The organism is Mesorhizobium sp. M0410 (assembly GCF_040321435.1).
Classification (GTDB): domain Bacteria; phylum Pseudomonadota; class Alphaproteobacteria; order Rhizobiales; family Rhizobiaceae; genus Mesorhizobium.
In genome coordinates, this window is the sequence record NZ_JAMYRN010000006.1 from 77,039 (window position 1) to 94,495 (window position 17,457).

Consider the following 17,457-nt stretch of genomic DNA (forward strand, 5'->3'; position numbering starts at 1 on the left):
CAAAGGTTTCCTTTCACGCAAAAAAGCCGGCGCGGGCGCCGGCTTTTCGAGGGCTTTGGTGCCGCTAGTGGGACACGAAGCAATTGCCGCCGGCAGCCTTGTAGCTGGTGCACAGTTTGATCGCCTCGTTGCGAGACTGCGCCGGAACGCGGACGCGGTAGAAGGTGCCCTTGCCGGCAATCTCGGCCTTGACGATGTTGGCGGTGCGGCCGGAAAGCACGCTGCCGTAGCGGCGCTGCAGATCCTGGTAAGTCGCCTGGGCGCTTTCGACTGTCGGCTGCGAAGCGATCTGTATCGACCAAGAACCAGCGCCGGCCGCGGCCGGATCGATGGAAGCAACCTGATCGGGCTTGACCTCGCCGACCACGTCGACCGGCTGGTCGGACGGGCGCTGCGGCGCCACCGGAACCGTGGCCGGGGTGGTGGCCGACTGCTTGCTGGCTGACGCCTGGGCCTTGGCTTCAGCCTTTGTGTCGGGCTTGGGCGCCGGCTGCAGCTTGGAGGTTTCGGCCTGATCGCCGCTCGCCCGATCGCCGCTCGCCTGATCGCCACTCGGCTGGTCGCCAATCTTCGGGTCGCCAATCTTCGGATCGCTTGTCATTTGGTCGATCAGGGGCACGGTGCCGGTCTGCGCGGCGGCGTCGGCCTGGGCGGCCGGAGCCACGTGCTGCGGCGCCGGATCGGCCGGCTCGGCAGCAGCCATCTGCGGGGCGGCTGGCGCCGGATCTTCGCGCGCCACCAGCGAGCCGTCAGGTTTCACGACCATGGTCCGTACCTTGCGCGGCGCAACGGCGACGGTCTCGGCACCCTTCTCGGCCTCCTGCAGAACCTGCGCGATGCGATCCTCGGACTTGGGCGCCGGTGCGGCGGCTACGGTATCGCCAGCCGCGGTGCCAAGCGCATTGGTGTCAGGCGCGCTGGTGTCACGCGCGTTGGTGCCAGACGCATTGCTATCAGACGCCTCGGTGCCGAGCGCGTCGATATCGTCTGCGGCATCGGGGTCATTGGGCGAAAGATCGACGACGCGGCTCTCCGGTTCGTTGGCCTTCAGGTCGACAGGCTCTTCGGTGTTGGTGACCAGCTTCTGCTGAACCGGCTCGGCGGGCTTGGCGCCCTTGGCCACAGCGTCATAAACCTTGTTGTCCTGGTTCGGCACGACAGTGCCGCCTGGATTTTCCGGCTTGATCTTGATCGGCCTGTTGTCGGCTTTGACGATGACCGGCGCATCGCCGCCGCTCTTGCCGCCGAGGGTCAACGCAAAGGCGCCAAGGCCGCCGGCGATCGCAACGGCGCCGACCACCGCACCTATCAGCAGCCCGCGCCTGCGCGGCTGCCTTTCGGCCTCGCGTTCGGCGAGGCCGGGAACCGACATCTCCTCGTCCAGTTCGGGATCGTAGTCGAGCTCATCGAAGGTGAAATCGTCGGCTTGCGAAACCGGCTGGCCGCCGGGCAACGAGCCCAGATCGAAACCGTCCGCTGCATCCGCATAGGAAGCGGCTGCCGGGCTGACAGGGGCTTCCGCAGGCTTGGTGCCATAGGCGCGCGTCTCGCCGCGATCTTGCTTGTAGCCAGACGCGAGGCCGGCATCGTATTCATCGTCATAGCCAGCACTGCGCACCGGGGCCGGCGCTATATCCGTGGCATTCATTTCGGTGAGAAGGCTGGCAAAATCGGCATCGAGATCGTCGTAGGCGGGCGCCACCGGCTCGTCATCGTCGAAGTTGAGCTCCGGAATGTCGAGATCGTCCGCCAGCGCCACGACGCGCTCGGGCACGTCGACCGTCTCGACATCGGGCATCTCGTCATAGGCGGAAGGCTGTTGATGCGAGCTTGGCGCAGCTTCCATGCGGGCGGGCCGACCTTCATACGATGACCTATCTTCACGGGATGCCTGGCCTTCATAGGACGGCCTCTCTTCGACCGGTGCGGCCCGATAGGACGGCGTTGCAGCCGGTTGCGGTGGTGGTGCCGGACGCGCCACCGGCTGGCTTGCAAAGGCGGGTTGAGGCTGTGCAACCGGTGTCACGCGGCTCCACGAGCGGGCCGGCTCGGGCGGCGTGGCGCGTGTCGTCAGCCAGTTCAGCGCATCGAGCGGGTCTTCGTCGGCAGCAGCTGCCGCACTCTTGTCGGCCGAGTCGTGATCCAGGCCGATGTTCCTGGCGAAGTCGGCATCGAGCGCATCGTTGTCTAGATCACCCGCAGGTCCGGCAGCGGCTTCAATACCGAAATCCTCGCCTTCAAGCTCATCGAGGAGGACACTGCCAAGATCGGCGTCATCGGCGGCACTGGACTGCGGCGGCTCAGCGGGCTCGCGCTCGTCGAGTTCCCAATCCAGCTCGTCGACAGCATGCACCGGGTCGTTGGCGACGTCTTTGACCGCCGCCATTGGCTGTTCAGCAGCCACTGCTGGCTTCTGAATTACCGGCGCGATGGGCTGCTGAACAGCCATCACGGGCTTCTGGGCAGGCTGCTGGCTTGTCTGACGTTCCTGCTGGCTTGTCTGAGGTTCGTTGACCGCTTGTGCCGGCCGTGTGCTCATCGCACCCAACAGCGCGTTCAGTTCGTCCTCCAGGCTGCGTTCCTCGGCCACTGGGGCCGTTGGGACGACAGCGGCGGCCTGGGCCGCGGGTTCGGCTGCAACGACCTGGGCTACGGGCTGTTCGGGGTGCTCGGCAGGCGCATCGTCGAAGCTCAGATCGAAATCGTCGTCGAGCGCCGCTTCAGCGGCCGTGCCGGAAAGCCGGGCGGCCTCTGGCTCTTCGATCGACAGCTCTTCGATAAACTCTGGTTCTTCGATTTCGGCAGGCTCGTTCGCGCGAACGTCGAAGTCCATGTCGACATCGGCCATGGCATCATCGGCATGGCCGGCAAAATTCTCATCGGCCGCCTCAACCGGCGATACCGGGGCGGCGTTATCAGCCGGCTCCTGCTCGTCGAACATCAGCTCGTCTTCAAGCGAGCTTGCAACCGCGTCGTCGAACTCGTCATCGAACGCAGGCGCGGCCGCTTGCGCCGCCGTTTCAGCGGCGACCGCCTGCTCCATCGGCTCATGCTCTTCGAGCATTAGTTCGTCTTCGAGCGAGCTTGCCACGGCGTCGTCGAACTCGTTGTCGAAGGCGGGCTCGTCGACCAGCTCGATCGCCTCGGCCGCGGCCCTGGGTTCGTCCTCGCCGGTCACATCGTCGTCGAGCCGAAAATCCTGGTCGAGCGAGGCGGCAAGTTCGTCGTCACTCGAAAGGTCGTCCTCGAACGGCGACACGTCTTCGAGCGAGCCGGCGACGGCGTTATCGAACTCTTCATCGAACTCCGGCTCGACAGCGGGAGCGAACGCCCTTTCGGGGCCGGAGGCAATTTCGTCGGCGGCAACAGGAGCGGCCGCAACAGGAGCAACATCATCCACCGCACTGTCGTCGAACGCGAAATCCTGTTCGAACGAGGCGGCAAGCGCGTCCTCCATCTCATCCGTGGTAGCCGGTTCGGGTGCCGGCTCGCGAAGCTCGACAGGGAAAGCATTGTCATTGGCGTCGGCGCCGAATTCGCCCATCAACTCCTTCTCGAGATCGATCTCGAAATCGCCCTCGCCCACCGACGGTTCGGCGGCAGCGGTTTTCGGCTGGGCCGGCGTTTGCGGTTTGACCGGCTGGCGCGGGTCGAACCCCATGATCCTGGTCAGTTCCGCGAACGGATCATCGCTGGCGATGTCGTTGTGGTCGGCTGCTCTCAGCTGGGTTCTGTCTGCCATTATTGTTCCCGAACTCGCACTCATTCGGACGCCATGGACGTCGCGTAGGGTTGGCCCTTACCAGCGCAATGTGGGCAAAAGGTGACAGGTTTTTTACTCAAACCTAACGCATTTCGGTGGGCGCATTGGCTCCGATCAGCGTCAGGCCGGACGTCAAAACGTCCGAAACAGCCTGCACCAGCCCTAGTCTGGCATGCGTCAATTGTCGGTCGTTAACCTTAACAAAACGTAAGTCGGGATTGTCGGTGCCCCGGTTCCAGTGTCCGTGGAAGCTGGAAGCGAGTTCGTAGAGGTAAAATGCCAGCCGGTGGGGCTCGAGCGCGAGGGCCGCGGCTTCGATCAGCCGAGGATATTCGGCGAGCTTCCTAATCAGGCCGATCTCACCCTCGTCGGTCAGCAAAGCCACTTCGGCGGCCAGCTGGTTGCGGTCGAACATGGCCTCGCCCAATTGCTCGCTCGCCTGCCGGAACACCGAATGGCAGCGCGCCGAGGCATACTGCACGTAGAATACCGGATTATCCTTCGACTGCTCGGTCACCTTGGCGAAGTCGAAGTCGAGCGGCGCGTCGTTCTTGCGATAGAGCATCATGAAGCGGATCGGGTCGCGGCCGACCTCCTCGACCACTTCGCGCAAGGTCACGAACTCGCCCGACCGCTTCGACATGCGCACCGGCTCGCCGGCGCGAAACAGCCTCACCAGCTGGCAAAGCAGCACGGTAAGCTTGACCTCGTCGCCGGCAATCGCCCGGGCAAGCGCTTCCAGCCGTTTCACATAGCCGCCATGATCGGCGCCAAGCACATAAATCAGATCGACGAAACCGCGATCGACCTTGTCCTTGAGGTAAGCGACATCGGCGGCGAAATAGGTGAAGGTGCCGTCCGACTTGACCAGCGCCCGATCCATGTCGTCTCCGACTGCGGTCGAGCGGAACAGCGTCTGCTCGCGGTCCTCCCAGTCGTCCGGCTTCTCGCCTTTGGGCGGCGGCAGCTTGCCCTTGTAGATGTGCCCCTTCAGCGTCAGGTCGTTGATCGCCGAGCGGATCTTCTTCGCATTGTTGGCATGCAGCGTCCGCTCGGAGAAGAAGACGTCGTGATGCACGTTGAGCAGCGCCAGATCCTCGCGGATCATCGCCATCATCGCATCAATCGTCCTGTCCTTGACGATGGCAAGCGCCTCCTCGTCCGGCATCTGCAGCAGGGAGCGGCCGAATTCGCTGGCCAGCGCTTGACCAACGGGGATCAGATAGTCGCCTGGATAAAGCCCGGCCGGAATGTCGCCGATCTCATCGCCAAGCGCCTCGCGGTAGCGCAGCATGACCGAGCGTCCGAGCACGTCGATCTGCGAACCGGCATCGTTGATGACATATTCCTTGGTCACGTCGTAACCGGCGAAGGCCATCAGATTGGCGAGCGCGTCGCCGACCACGGCACCCCGGCAATGGCCGACATGCATCGGCCCGGTCGGGTTGGCCGAGACATATTCGACATTGGTTTTCTTGCCGCCGCCGATCGTCGAGCGGCCGTAATTGCGGCCTTCGCCGAGCAGCGCCGTCAGATGCGCCTGCCAGAAGCCGTCCTTGAGCCTGAGATTGACGAAGCCCGGGCCGGCGATCTCGGCGGCCGCGATATCCTCGTCGGCGCGCAGCGCCTCAGCCAGCCTTTCTGCCAGCGCGCGCGGATTCTGGCCGGTCGGCTTGGCCAACACCATGGCAGCGTTGGTCGCGAGGTCGCCATGGCTGGCATCGCGCGGCGGCTCGACAGCGATGCGCGACAGGTCCGGCGACGCGCCATCCTTGTCTTTCAAATCAAGCGCTTCGACGGCCTTTATGATTCGCGCGTTGAAATCGGCGAAGATGTTCATTGCTGTGGCTCTGACGGTTTTGCAGGGGTCCGGCTCGCTGGCCGGCAAAATCGAGCCCGCCCTAGCTCAAATCCGGCGTATGGTCAAACAAACGCCTGTGTTCCTTGAGCGCATAAGTGTCCGTCATGCCGGCCAGGAAATCGGCAACACTGCGCGCCTTGACGCGGTCCTCTGCCCGGTCGAGCCCTTCGCGCCAGCCATCCGGCATGGCGCGCGGATCGGCGAAATAGACGTCGAACAGGTCTCGGACGATCTGGTCGGCCTCGGCGCGCACCCGCATGACGTCCGCGTGCCGGTAGAGATGCTTGTAAAGAAAGGCCTTCAGCTCCTTTTCCGATACGGCCGTTTCGGCGGAGAAGCTCACCATCGTCTCGCCGGCCGCCCTTACCGCTTCGGCGCTGTCGGGCTTGATGCGCGCCAGATTGGCCGTCGTCGAGACGATCACGTCCTCGACCATGATGGTGATCTGCCGGCGCATCAGCTCGTGGCCGGTGCGTACGTCATCGAGCGCCGGATAGCGCTGACGCACGCCCTTGAGGATCGACCCCGGCAGCGAAACGCCCTCCAGCATATCCAGCGTCAACAGCCCTGCCCTCAAGCCGTCATCTATGTCGTGGGTGTTGTAAGCGATGTCGTCGGCAATTGCGGCGCACTGCGCCTCGATACCGGCGAAGCGGTCGAGCTCGAGGTCGTGCAGTTCGGAATAGTCGCGGATTGCCTGCGGCACCGGCCCCTTCAGCCCTTTGCCCTTGGCATCGGTCAGTGGGCCATTGTGCTTGACCAGCCCCTCCAGCGTTTCCCAGGTGAGGTTCAGCCCATCGAACTCGGCATAGCGCCGCTCCAGCCGCGTCACCACACGCAGCGACTGCGCATTGTGGTCGAATCCGCCCCAGGCGGCCATCTTCTCATTCAGCGCGTCCTCGCCGGTATGGCCGAAGGGCGTGTGGCCGAAGTCGTGCACCAGGGCCACCGCCTCGGCCAGGTCCTCGTCGCCGCGCAGCGCCCGCGCCAGAGCGCGTGCGATTTGCGCGACCTCGATCGAATGCGTCAGCCTCGTGCGGTAATGGTCGCCTTCGTGCGCGACGAACACTTGCGTCTTGTGCTTCAGCCGGCGGAACGCCGTCGAATGGATGATGCGGTCGCGGTCGCGCTGGAACGGCGTGCGCGTCGGGCTTTCCACCTCGTCGAACAACCGCCCGCGCGACTTTGCCGGGTCGCTGGCATAGGCCGCGCGCGGCCGATAGCCGAATCCGATGTCGCCCAACTCGTTGGTCATAGCGTATGCCGCAGTTGACTTGCCCCGTCGCGCTTCATACCTATCATACGAAACCGAATGCAAGGTGACGCCCATGGGCGCTGATGCCAAGACTGCCATGAAAGTCGAGATGACCGACGCCGCCGCCAGGCGGATCGCCAAGATTGTGGCGAGCGAAGCCGGTAAGACGGCGCTGCGCGTTTCGGTCGAGGGCGGCGGCTGTTCCGGCTTTTCCTACAAGTTCGATCTGGTCGACAGGCGCAATGACGACGACGTCGCCATCGAAAAGGACGGCGCCACCGTACTTATCGACGACCTGTCGCTGGTCTACATGGGCGGCTCGGTAATCGATTTCGTCGACGATCTGATGGGCCAGTCGTTCCAGATCAGAAACCCGAATGCGGTCGCCTCCTGCGGCTGCGGCACCAGCTTCTCCATCTAGATCATGCCGATCATCGGCGCGGTCCGTCAGGTCGCGCTTTCCGCCGGGCGCGACCTCGATGCGACGCTGGCGTTCTGGCGCGAAGTGCTCGGCATGAGCCTGCACGCGCGTTTCGACCCGCCGGGCATCGCCTTCATCCTGGCCGGTGACGTGCGCCTGCTTTTCACCGACGGCCTGTCGGCCGGCACCGTCTATCTCGATATATCGGGCCTCGAAGAATTCCACGCTTCGGCAAAGGCCGCCGGCATCCCCTTCACCGCGCCGCCGGCGCTCGTTCATCGCGACACCGAAGGCCTGTTCGGCCAGGCCGGGGAAAGCGAATGGATGGCCTTCCTAAAGGACCCGGCAGGCAATACGATCGGCCTTGTCGAACGTCATCCACCGGATCGCTAGTCTCCGGACCACCAGCCTATCGAGGCCGCCATGAAAATCGTCACCTGGAACATCAACGGCGTTCGCGCCCGCATCGGCAATTTGACCCACTGGCTGACGGAAAGCGCGCCCGACATCGCCTGCCTGCAGGAGATCAAGACGGTCGACGAGCAGTTTCCTCGCGCCGAGATCGAGGCGCTCGGTTACAATGTCGAGACTTACGGCCAAAAAGGCTTCAACGGCGTCGCTATCCTGTCGAAGCTGCGTTTCGATGAGGTCAATCGCGGCTTGCCGGGCGACGATGCCGACGAACAGGCGCGTTTCATCGAGGGCGTGTTCTCGACCGACAAGGGCGCCTTGCGCGTTGCCTCGATCTATCTGCCGAACGGCAACCCGATCGACGACGAGAAGAAGTTCTCCTACAAGCTTTCCTGGATGGCGCGACTTGAGCGCTGGGCTGAGGAGCGGCTTGCTCTGGAAGAGCCGCTGGTCCTGGCCGGCGACTACAATGTCATCCCCGAGCCAATCGACGCGAAATATCCGGAAAACTGGCTAAGCGATGCACTGTTCCAGCCCGCGACGCGGCAGGCGTTCCGGCGGCTGAAGAATCTCGGCTTCACCGAAGCCGTGCGTGCCGTCACCGACTCCGCGGACGTCTTTACGTTCTGGGACTATCAGGCCGGCGCCTGGCAGAAGAACAACGGCATCCGCATCGACCATTTGCTTCTGTCGCCCGAAGCCGCCAACTGGTTTTCCTCGGCTTCGATCGAGAAGCAGGTGCGCGCCTGGGAAAAACCCTCCGACCACGTGCCGGTGGCGATCGATCTGGCGCTGCGGCCAGCCTGACGGGACCTGCCGTCCGGCGGCACATTGATAAGTTGACCTCTTATCGCCACAAATCGCGCGCTTGATGCGAAATCATCATGGTGGCTGGGGTTCCCATGACTACTCGATTTGCACTCTGCCCGATTGGCTGCGCGCTTGCGATGGCGGTGGCGACGCCGGCTTTTGCCGATGCAGAGTGCCTTGCCAACGGCAAATCATTCCAGATCGGCCGGGTCGCCTGTCTGACGCCTGCCGGCCAAAGCTACCTCGCCCGTTGCGAGATGGTGCTCAACAACACGTCCTGGACAAAGCAGCGGGATGGATGCCCGGAGGACACGCCGGCCCCGCATTTGCAAGGCACACCGATCTCAACGCCGGCGCCCAGCGGCATGCCGGCGGAACCGAACGAGAATTGATCTCAAAACGGAATTTCTGCCGGCCTACTGGTCGCCGCCACCCTTGGTGAGGATGTCGTCGGCCAGCGAGATCGCGGTGCGGCGGTCGGCTTCGCCGGCGGCGGCAAACGCTTCTTCCTGCATGCCACGGATCCATGGCTGGTCGGCAGGTGAGGCCCGTTCGAGCGCCGCGGTCATCATCGCCAGCCCTCGCACGATCTTGCCGCTTTGGAAGAGCAGATTGCCGAGCGTCGCCTGCGCGCCCGCATGGCCCTTTTCGGCCGCCAGCTGGAACCAGCGTCCTGCCTGCTTGACGCTGGCCTTGACGCCGCCCTCACCCTTGAGGAACATCTGGCCCATCTCGAACTGGGCATTCGGATTGCGGTAGTTGGCGGCGGCACGCATGTAATATTCCTGGGCCGCCACCTCGTTCTCCTCGACGGGGCTGCCGGGAATGCCCTTCCTCAGATAGTCGCCAAGCGCCACCAATGCGTCCGAAACATAGCTTTCCTCGGGCGAACCGGGCTCGACATCCTGGTCGACGATCTCTGAGAAGAACTTGAACGCCGCGTAGTCGTCTCGCGCCACGCCATCGCCTTCGGCATACATGCGCGCAAGCTTCCAGGTGGCGCCGATCTGGCCGTTCTCGGCGGCATATTTATAGGCTTCCGCGGCCTGCTCCTTATGGCCGTTCTTGTAGGCGGAAAAGCCGAACTGGAACACCGCCCACGGGCTCGACTGCGGCTTCACGCCGGTCTTGTCGTCGAACACCTTGTCGTCAAAGGCCATGGCCTGGCCGACGGCGCCCAAGGTCGCGCCAAACGTGGCGAGCGCAACCATTGCCGAAAGGACAGACGACCTCAACAACTCAGATGTCCGCATAGCAGTGTGTTTCTTTGGCACCGCCGGGATGGGTGACCGCGCCGTCGCGGGCAGATCCGACCGTCTGTGCGTATTTCCAGATCGCGCCCGATTGATAGTCGGTCGTGCGCGCCTTCCATGCCTTTGCCCTCGCCGCCAGTTCGGCTTTGGACAATGCAACCTCGATCGTGCCGTTCACCGCATCGATCGAGATCAAGTCGCCATCCCTAAGCAGCCCGATCGGGCCGCCCACTGCCGCTTCCGGCCCGACATGGCCGATGCAGAAACCGCGCGTTGCGCCCGAAAAACGCCCGTCGGTGATGAGCGCCACCTTGCCGCCCATGCCCTGGCCGTAGAGAGCCGCCGTCGTCGACAGCATTTCGCGCATGCCCGGGCCGCCGCGCGGACCCTCGTAGCGGATGACGAGAACCTCGCCTTCCCTATAGTTGCGATGCGTAACCGCTTCGAAACATTCCTCTTCCGAATCGAAGCAGCGCGCCGGACCCGAGAATTTCAGCTCCGTCATGCCGGCGACCTTCACGATCGCGCCTTCGGGGGCAAGGTTACCCTTCAAGCCCACGACCCCGCCGGTCTGGGTAATCGGCCTGTTGGCGGGACGGACCACATCCTGGCTGTCATTCCAGGAAACATGTTCCATATTTTCGGCCAAAGTGCGGCCAGTCACCGTCAGGCAATCGCCATGAAGGTAGCCATGGTCGAGCAGCGTCTTCATCAAGAGCGGAATGCCGCCGGCCTCGAACATGTCCTTGGCGACGTACTTGCCGCCCGGCTTGAGGTCGGCGATGTAGGGTGTCTTCTCAAATATCCTGGCCACGTCGAAAAGATCGAACTTTATCCCGGCCTCGTGCGCGATCGCCGGCAGATGCAGCGCCGCGTTGGTCGAGCCGCCGGTGGCCGAGACCACGGTCGCGGCATTTTCCAACGCTTCCATGGTAACGATGTCGCGCGGGCGGATGTTCCTTGCGATCAGCTCCATGATCTTTTCGCCGGAAGCGAAATTGAAGCGGTCACGCATCTCGTAGGGTGCAGGCGCGCCGCAGGAATAGGGCAGCGCCAGGCCGATGGCCTCAGCGACGGTGGCCATGGTGTTGGCGGTGAACTGGGCGCCGCAGGAGCCGGCCGAAGGACAGGCGGCTTGCTCGATCTCGAGCAGCTCGGCGTCGCTGATGGTGCCGACCGAGTGCTGGCCCACCGCCTCGAACACGTCCTGCACGGTGATCTGCCGGCCACGGTAGCTGCCGGGCAGGATCGAGCCGCCATAGATGAAGATCGACGGTACGTTGAGGCGCACCATGGCCATCATCATGCCGGGCAGCGACTTGTCGCAACCGGCCAATCCAACCAGCGCATCGTAGCAATGGCCGCGCATGGTGAGTTCGACCGAGTCGGCGATGACCTCGCGCGACACCAGCGACGACTTCATGCCCTGATGGCCCATGGCGATGCCGTCGGTGACGGTGATGGTGCAGAATTCGCGTGGCGTGCCGTTGGCCGCCGCCACGCCCTTTTTGACCACTTGCGCCTGGCGCATCAGCGAGATGTTGCAGGGTGCGGCTTCGTTCCAGCAGCTGGCGACACCGACCAGCGGCTGCGCGATCTCGGCCGCCGACAGCCCCATAGCATAGAGGTAGGAGCGATGCGGCGCCCGCTCGGGACCAACGGTCACGTGGCGGCTCGGCAGCTTGGCCTTGGAGATCGCTCTGGTGTCCATACTCGTCCTTGCCGCGGGCGGTGCGGCCTGCCTCTTCGCCTAGCCTTTTGGCGCGTGTCCCGAGACAAATTCGAGGTGCGCCGCGTTTATGGCGGGAAATGGGCAATGTTCCCGGGCGGCCGGGTGGCGCGAGGGTTGTTCAGAAACTGTTGCCAAAACGTCACAATTACAGGAGCGAACATCTTGGGGGCAATTGTTGCGCCGCCGAATGCCGGACGAGCGCCGAACGAACCGACCGGGCAGTGCCCGGCCGTTTTGTCGTTTAAAAATCCGTAGTTAGAACTTGATCTTAACGGAAGCCGAACCGGCGAGAAGCAGGTCGTTGTCGTAAGTGTAGGTGACGGCATTTGCCTCGTCGCCGACACCGCTGAAAGTCGATGACCCGCTCGTCAGCACACCGATCGAGCCGCCGAGCCTGACCTCGATCTGGTCGTTCGGCGAATAGGAGACGCCGCTGGCCACGGCCCAGGTATCCGACTGATAGCCGGAGGTCGTCGAGGTGCCGCGATCCCAGGTCAGCGAAACCACGCCCGACAATTGATCGGTGAACTTGTGACCGATGCCGCTGGTGACCGTCCAGCCGTCGCGATAAAGCAGATCGAATGAAACGGGCGAGGGAGCACCGGTTACCGGACTGCGCACGCCATTGATGGCAATGACGCCAAGCTTGCTCCACTCCTGCCAGCGGACGGAACCAAAGGCCAGCCAGCCAGGAGCTATGCCGCTCTGCAGCTTGAATTCCAGAGCTTGAGGTATCTCAGCCGACGCCGAGACTGGGTACACGCCGGTAGAGCCGGGAATCAGATCCGCTGGAAAGGCGCCCCTGAAGCCGGTCGTGTCGACGGTTCCCGACAGCCCGTCATATTTGTAGCTCGAAGAGTACATTAGGCTGGCGCGCAGAGCGATCTCGGGGATCTCATAGGCTGCGCCTGCACGCCAACCCCATGCCTCGTCGGATAGTTTGAAGACGCCGAGGCCGGTATTGCCGAAGGCGAGCAGTGTCTGACGGGAAAGAAACGCGTCTACCTGCTGGTAGGAGACACCGCCGATGAATCGTATGGCGCCTTTGCCGACGTTCACCTTATAGGAGCAGGTGAGACCGAAATCGTCTGTGTCGACGGCGTATTTGACCGCTGTCGGCGAATAGGCGTTGTTCAGGCCGAAATTCGCGTCCGCACCATACGGTCTCGTATAGGTGGCAAGACAGTCTACGGGCTCAAAGATGTTGGCTTTGATACCGACATGCGGCACCGCATAATCGCCACCAACGTCCACCGCCGATGTCGACAAACCCGAGCCATCGAGACGCTGCACATTCTTGAGTTTGCGCTGTGGCGAAACATAGGTGACGCCCGCATCGAACGAATATGGCGCCGCGTCGAACAGCTGGTCGATGTTGACGCCGCCCCGGTCAAAGCCCCCGGCTTGCACCGTCCCAGCAAAAGCCAGCGAAAAAGCCCCCGCGCCCAGCAGCACTTTCAGACGCGAACAACACATGAATCTCCTCCCCGAAATGTCCTTGCATCAAGCTAGAACCAATTCAGGTTAACGGCGCAACAACGAATTCGCCGTGCGTACATGTATACCTTGGCGGACCGCATTTCCGACAAGGTGTCGGCCTTCTTACCGAGGCAGGAAAATGGCCGCCTCAATGCAAATCGACGAGAAAACTTGGTAAAACCGCCTAAATCACCAGGGAACAGGGAATTTTGCCTGCCCAGCCGGCCATTGTTACATTATGGCAACAATGGGGCAAAAACATTCAGTTTGCCTCAAGATTTACGCTGCGGAATGCCTGTTTTCGTGGCAGGCGGCCTAGCTGGAAAGCAGATTCGTGACCGGCGAATCTATTGCGGCCAGCCGGCCCGGTTTGTTTGATCAGCCCGCATCGCGCACCCGCGCCAATGCCACCGAAAGCTTCTCTTGCGCCTCGCGATATTCGGCGAGTTTTTCACGCTCGGCCTCCACTACCTCTTCCGGCGCGTTGGCGACGAATTTCTCGTTGGACAGCTTCTTGTAGAGCCGCGCTATTTCCTCGGTCACCTTGGCAAGCTCCTTGTGCAGGCGCGCTGCCTCGGCGGCAAGGTCGATCAGGCTGCCGAGCGGCAGGCAGATGGTCGCCTCGTTGACGACGATCTGGGCGGATCCCCTGGGTGGCGCCTCCGCTAGCGAGATGTCGCCGACCCGCGCCAGACGCTTGATGGCCGAGCCCTGACGCTCGAGCCTTTCGCGCGTCGTTTCGTTGGCGCCGATCACCACGAGCGGTGCGATCGCCGCCGGCGGCACGTTCATCTCCGAACGCACCGAGCGGATGCCGGAGACGAGATCGACCAGCCAGTTAATATCGGCGGCGGCCGCCTCGTCCTCGAAGTCGGGCGACGGCCAAGCCGCATGACAAAGCAGCGACGGCCGTTGCCTGCCCTCGCCGGCGGTTTCGGCCCACAGTTCCTCGGTCATGAACGGCATCATCGGATGCAGCAGCTTATAGATCTCGTCCAGCACGAAGGCGACGCATGCCCTGCTCTCGGCCTTGGCGGCCTCGTCGGTGCCCATGAACACCGGCTTCAGCAGTTCCAGGTACCAGTCGCAGAACTGGTTCCAGACGAACCGGTAGGCAGCACCCGCCGCCTCGTTGAAGCGGTATGAGGTGATGCCGTCCGTTATGTCCCGCGCGGCTCGCGTCAGCTCCGTCAGGATCCAGCGGTTGACCGCCAGCTTGGCGTCCTGCAGCCAGAAATCGTCGTCGCGCGCCACTTCGTTCATCTCGGCGAAGCGCGTCGCGTTCCACAGCTTGGTGCCGAAATTGCGATAACCTGCAATGCGGGCCGGATCGAGCTTAACGTCGCGCCCTTGCGCTGCCATCACCGTCAAGGTGAAGCGCAGCGCATCGGCGCCGTATTCGTCGATGAGCTCGAGCGGATCGATGACGTTGCCTTTCGACTTCGACATCTTCTGCCCGTTCTTGTCGCGAACCAGCGCATGGACATAGACGGTATGAAACGGCTCCTGATCCATGAAATGCAGGCCCATCATCATCATGCGGGCGACCCAGAAGAAGATGATGTCGAAACCGGTCACCAGCACGTCGGTCGGGTAATAGGTCTTCAGTTCCGGCGTCTGGTCCGGCCAGCCAAGCGTCGAGAACGGCCACAGCGCCGACGAGAACCATGTATCGAGCACGTCCTCGTCGCGGGTCAGGATCTCGCCAGGCTGGAAATTCTCGAGCTTGTCCTCGACCCAGGCCTTCCACGGCCCTTCCAGCGCCAGATAATATTCGACGGCGGCACCGAGGGCTTCTTCCTCGGTCTTTTCGACAAAGACATGCCCGTCCGGCCCATACCAGGCAGGGATCTGGTGGCCCCACCAGAGCTGGCGCGAAATGCACCAGGGCTGGATGTTCTCCATCCAGTCGAAATAGGTCTTTTCCCAGTTTTTGGGCACGAAATTGGTACGGCTCTCGCGCACCGAGGCGATCGCCGGCTTGGCCAGTTCCGCCGCATTGACATACCATTGGTCGGTCAGAAACGGCTCGATCGGCACGCCGCCGCGGTCGCCGTGCGGCACCGTGTGGCGATGCGGCTCGACCTTCTCGAGAAAGCCGCCCGCCTCCATCAACTCGACGATCTTCTTGCGCGCGTCGAAACGGTCCAGGCCGTCGAGGCTGTCCCATACGGCCTGGCGCTCCGGCGTTACTTCCAGCCCGGCGAGAAAGTCCTCATTGTCCTTGAGGCTCACCGCCGCATTGACGGTGAGGACGTTGACCGCCGGCAGCCGGTGGCGCTTGCCGACCTCGAAATCGTTGAAGTCATGCGCCGGCGTGATCTTGACCGCACCGCTGCCTTTTTCGGGATCGGAATACTCGTCCGCGACCACCGGGATCCTGCGGCCGACGATCGGCAGGATGAGTTTCTTGCCGACAAGATGCCGGAAACGCTCGTCGTCGGGGTGGACTGCGACAGCCGTATCGCCCAGCATCGTCTCCGGCCGGGTCGTCGCAACGGTGATGAAGGTCTTCGGATTTTCCGGATCGAAGGTCATGCCTTCAACCGGATAGCGGAAGTGCCAGAGGTTGCCGTTGACTTCCTGCTGCTCGACCTCGAGATCCGAGATGGCGGTCAACAGCTTCGGGTCCCAGTTCACAAGGCGCTTGTCCTTGTAGATCAGCCCTTCCTTGTAGAGCGTCACGAACACTTCGAGCACGGCCTTCGACAGGCCCTCGTCCATGGTGAAGCGCTCCCGGCTCCAGTCGGCCGAGGCCCCGAGCCGCTTCAACTGGTTGAGGATGGCGCCTCCGGACTCGGCCTTCCACTCCCACACCTTGTCGATGAACTCATCGCGCGTCAGGTCGCGGCGGTGGATCTGCTTTTCCATAAGCTGGCGCTCGACCACCATCTGCGTGGCGATGCCGGCATGGTCCATGCCAGGTTGCCAAAGAACGTTCTTGCCGCGCATGCGCTCGAAGCGCACCAGAATGTCCTGCAGCGTGTTGTTGAGCGCATGACCCATATGCAGCGAGCCGGTGACATTCGGCGGCGGGATGACGATGGTGAAGGCTTCAGCCCCCTCCTCGGCCCCGGCACCGGCCCGAAACGCGTCGGCCTCTTCCCAGATCCTGGCAATCTTCGGCTCGACGGCTTTGGCGTCGTAGGTCTTTTCGAGCATGGGAAAACGGTCCGCGCTGTCCGGAATTTGTGGTGCGGTGTAAATCGGAAGGTTGTTGCCAAGTCAACCGCAAGGGCGGCATGGCCAATAGATAGCGCCGGGATGGTTCGGTGCAACTCGCGGGACTGAATGTTGCAAGGCAATCGCTTCAGGTTTGCGCTGCCCCTCATTGCCCTGCCGGGCATTTCTCCCCGTATAGTGACGGGGAGAAAAACGCCTGTACTGAAGCTTTCGCCAGTCACGAACGTTGCGGAAAAGGCGGCTAAATTGCGGTCAACCCCTTCTCCCCGTCACTATACGGGGAGAAGGTGCTGGCAGGCGGATGAGAGGCGGCGCCGACTTCGACAATTCGCCGGTCGAGCCGCCTATCGGCGGCGTTTCCTCCGAACTGCTATTGTGCGCCGCGCGCGACGCGCTCGATTTCCTCGCGCACCAGCCGCTCGACCAGCGTCGGCAGGTTGTTGTCCAGCCAGTCCTGCAACATGGACCGCAGCATCTCTTCAGCCATCTCGTCGAAGGTCTTCTTGCTGCGGCTGGCAAACGCGTCGGAAAGCTCGCCGAAGGCGGCGGCAACCTGCCGGCCCGTATGCTCCGAAAGGATCGCCGGACGTGCGGGCGGCGGCTCGCTGGCCGCCCGACGCGCCAATCCGATTGTCGAAGATTCCGGGCCAAGTTTCGAAGGTTCCGGGCCGCTTTCCGAAAGCTCCGGCCCAATTTCCGAAGGCTCCGGCGCAGGTCCAGCAGTCGCCTCGTTCTCGAAAACCTCGGCTTTCGGCTCGGCGTCCGGCGTGGGTGGCTCGGCGCGCACCGGCTTGGCCATCGCGTCGCCGACCGCGGCGATCTCGCGCCGCCAATCGGCAATGATGGTGTCGGTCGTCTCGGCAGCCTTGGCCATTGCAGGCCGTTCCGGCTTTGCGGGCGGTACGGGAGCGGCGTTCACCTCAGCCAGCGTCACCGGTGCTTTTACCGGGCCGGGGCGGAGCGGCGTTTCCAGGCGCTCAATAACCGGTGCGGCCGTTGGCTGCACCTCGGCCCGCGTGGCCGGCTTGGCGATCTCCAGTCCGCCGCGCAGTTCGGAGCGGAACGCATCCGCCTCTGCTGTGCGTCCGGCTGCCGGTGCCGGTTGCAGATCCTGGCGCAGCTCGTCCGCTTCGCCCGGCTGCTTGCGGCCGGTATCGCTGTCCTCGATGATCCTTCTGATGGAAGCCAGTATCTCTTCCATGGAAGGTTCGCGCTGTACGCTGCTCGCCGTCGCCATCGTCACATCCGCCGCCCTTGTGACTCGTTCTCAGATTTCCTGTCCGGCAATG

General features: G+C 63.2%; 12 protein-coding genes. 4 read left to right on the forward strand and 8 right to left on the reverse strand.

Annotation, left to right across the window (positions count from 1 at the left end):
* Positions 1 to 64: 64 nt before the first annotated feature.
* The 3 genes from NKI63_RS10275 to NKI63_RS10285 form a co-directional block, all read right to left on the reverse strand.
* Positions 65 to 3,742: an SPOR domain-containing protein gene (locus NKI63_RS10275; protein WP_352505844.1), complete on the reverse strand. Its 3,678-nt coding sequence runs from the start codon at positions 3,740 to 3,742 to the stop codon at positions 65 to 67.
* A gap of 103 nt (positions 3,743 to 3,845) precedes the next feature.
* Positions 3,846 to 5,603, reverse strand: a complete 1,758-nt coding sequence (argS, locus tag NKI63_RS10280; RefSeq protein ID WP_352821317.1) for an arginine--tRNA ligase — start codon at positions 5,601 to 5,603, stop codon at positions 3,846 to 3,848.
* A gap of 61 nt (positions 5,604 to 5,664) precedes the next feature.
* Positions 5,665 to 6,879 (reverse strand): deoxyguanosinetriphosphate triphosphohydrolase, encoded by a 1,215-nt coding sequence (locus NKI63_RS10285; protein WP_254818315.1) that lies wholly within the window; start codon positions 6,877 to 6,879, stop codon positions 5,665 to 5,667.
* A 73-nt stretch (positions 6,880 to 6,952) separates the two neighbouring features.
* On the opposite strand from NKI63_RS10285, the gene erpA reads away from it, so the two are divergent.
* The 4 genes from erpA to NKI63_RS10305 all read left to right on the forward strand — a co-directional run bounded on the left by erpA (position 6,953) and on the right by NKI63_RS10305 (position 8,913).
* Complete coding sequence (gene erpA, locus NKI63_RS10290; RefSeq protein WP_254818314.1) at positions 6,953 to 7,300, forward strand: iron-sulfur cluster insertion protein ErpA; 348 nt, start codon at positions 6,953 to 6,955, stop codon at positions 7,298 to 7,300.
* A 3-nt stretch (positions 7,301 to 7,303) separates the two neighbouring features.
* Positions 7,304 to 7,693: a VOC family protein gene (locus NKI63_RS10295; RefSeq protein ID WP_352704543.1), complete on the forward strand. Its 390-nt coding sequence runs from the start codon at positions 7,304 to 7,306 to the stop codon at positions 7,691 to 7,693.
* 30 nt (positions 7,694 to 7,723) lie between these two features.
* Positions 7,724 to 8,518, forward strand: a complete 795-nt coding sequence (xth, locus tag NKI63_RS10300) for an exodeoxyribonuclease III (protein WP_352505839.1) — start codon at positions 7,724 to 7,726, stop codon at positions 8,516 to 8,518.
* A 77-nt stretch (positions 8,519 to 8,595) separates the two neighbouring features.
* On the forward strand, positions 8,596 to 8,913 hold the full coding sequence (locus NKI63_RS10305) for a hypothetical protein (protein ID WP_254818311.1): 318 nt from the start codon (positions 8,596 to 8,598) through the stop codon (positions 8,911 to 8,913).
* A gap of 24 nt (positions 8,914 to 8,937) precedes the next feature.
* On the opposite strand, the gene NKI63_RS10310 is transcribed toward NKI63_RS10305, so the two are convergent.
* From NKI63_RS10310 to NKI63_RS10330, 5 genes are all read right to left on the reverse strand, one after another.
* Positions 8,938 to 9,774: a tetratricopeptide repeat protein gene (locus NKI63_RS10310; RefSeq protein WP_352505838.1), complete on the reverse strand. Its 837-nt coding sequence runs from the start codon at positions 9,772 to 9,774 to the stop codon at positions 8,938 to 8,940.
* Positions 9,761 to 11,485: a dihydroxy-acid dehydratase gene (ilvD, locus tag NKI63_RS10315; protein WP_352505837.1), complete on the reverse strand. Its 1,725-nt coding sequence runs from the start codon at positions 11,483 to 11,485 to the stop codon at positions 9,761 to 9,763. Before ilvD ends, NKI63_RS10310 begins: the two co-directional genes overlap by 14 nt.
* 276 nt (positions 11,486 to 11,761) lie before the next feature.
* Entirely contained in the window at positions 11,762 to 12,982 is a 1,221-nt protein-coding gene (locus tag NKI63_RS10320) for an OmpP1/FadL family transporter (protein WP_352821323.1), read from the reverse strand.
* A 381-nt stretch (positions 12,983 to 13,363) separates the two neighbouring features.
* Positions 13,364 to 16,147: a valine--tRNA ligase gene (locus tag NKI63_RS10325; RefSeq protein ID WP_352821326.1), complete on the reverse strand. Its 2,784-nt coding sequence runs from the start codon at positions 16,145 to 16,147 to the stop codon at positions 13,364 to 13,366.
* A 391-nt stretch (positions 16,148 to 16,538) separates the two neighbouring features.
* The gene (locus tag NKI63_RS10330; protein WP_352821329.1) at positions 16,539 to 17,405 is read right to left on the reverse strand and encodes a DUF2497 domain-containing protein; all 867 of its coding nucleotides are present in this window, start codon (positions 17,403 to 17,405) and stop codon (positions 16,539 to 16,541) included.
* Positions 17,406 to 17,457: the final 52 nt, after the last annotated feature.

What these genes read in the sequence shown, in the direction of transcription:
- NKI63_RS10285 (WP_254818315.1), bottom strand. Translation starts at nt 6,879, where the DNA reads ATGACCAACGAGTTGGGCGACATCGGATTCGGCTATCGGCCGCGCGCG.
- ilvD (WP_352505837.1), bottom strand. Translation starts at nt 11,485, where the DNA reads ATGGACACCAGAGCGATCTCCAAGGCCAAGCTGCCGAGCCGCCACGTG.
- erpA (WP_254818314.1), top strand. Translation starts at nt 6,953, where the DNA reads ATGGGCGCTGATGCCAAGACTGCCATGAAAGTCGAGATGACCGACGCC.
- NKI63_RS10330 (WP_352821329.1), bottom strand. Translation starts at nt 17,405, where the DNA reads ATGGCGACGGCGAGCAGCGTACAGCGCGAACCTTCCATGGAAGAGATA.
- NKI63_RS10310 (WP_352505838.1), bottom strand. Translation starts at nt 9,774, where the DNA reads ATGCGGACATCTGAGTTGTTGAGGTCGTCTGTCCTTTCGGCAATGGTT.
- NKI63_RS10305 (WP_254818311.1), top strand. Translation starts at nt 8,596, where the DNA reads ATGGTGGCTGGGGTTCCCATGACTACTCGATTTGCACTCTGCCCGATT.
- NKI63_RS10325 (WP_352821326.1), bottom strand. Translation starts at nt 16,147, where the DNA reads ATGCTCGAAAAGACCTACGACGCCAAAGCCGTCGAGCCGAAGATTGCC.
- argS (WP_352821317.1), bottom strand. Translation starts at nt 5,603, where the DNA reads ATGAACATCTTCGCCGATTTCAACGCGCGAATCATAAAGGCCGTCGAA.
- NKI63_RS10275 (WP_352505844.1), bottom strand. Translation starts at nt 3,742, where the DNA reads ATGGCAGACAGAACCCAGCTGAGAGCAGCCGACCACAACGACATCGCC.
- NKI63_RS10295 (WP_352704543.1), top strand. Translation starts at nt 7,304, where the DNA reads ATGCCGATCATCGGCGCGGTCCGTCAGGTCGCGCTTTCCGCCGGGCGC.
- xth (WP_352505839.1), top strand. Translation starts at nt 7,724, where the DNA reads ATGAAAATCGTCACCTGGAACATCAACGGCGTTCGCGCCCGCATCGGC.
- NKI63_RS10320 (WP_352821323.1), bottom strand. Translation starts at nt 12,982, where the DNA reads ATGTGTTGTTCGCGTCTGAAAGTGCTGCTGGGCGCGGGGGCTTTTTCG.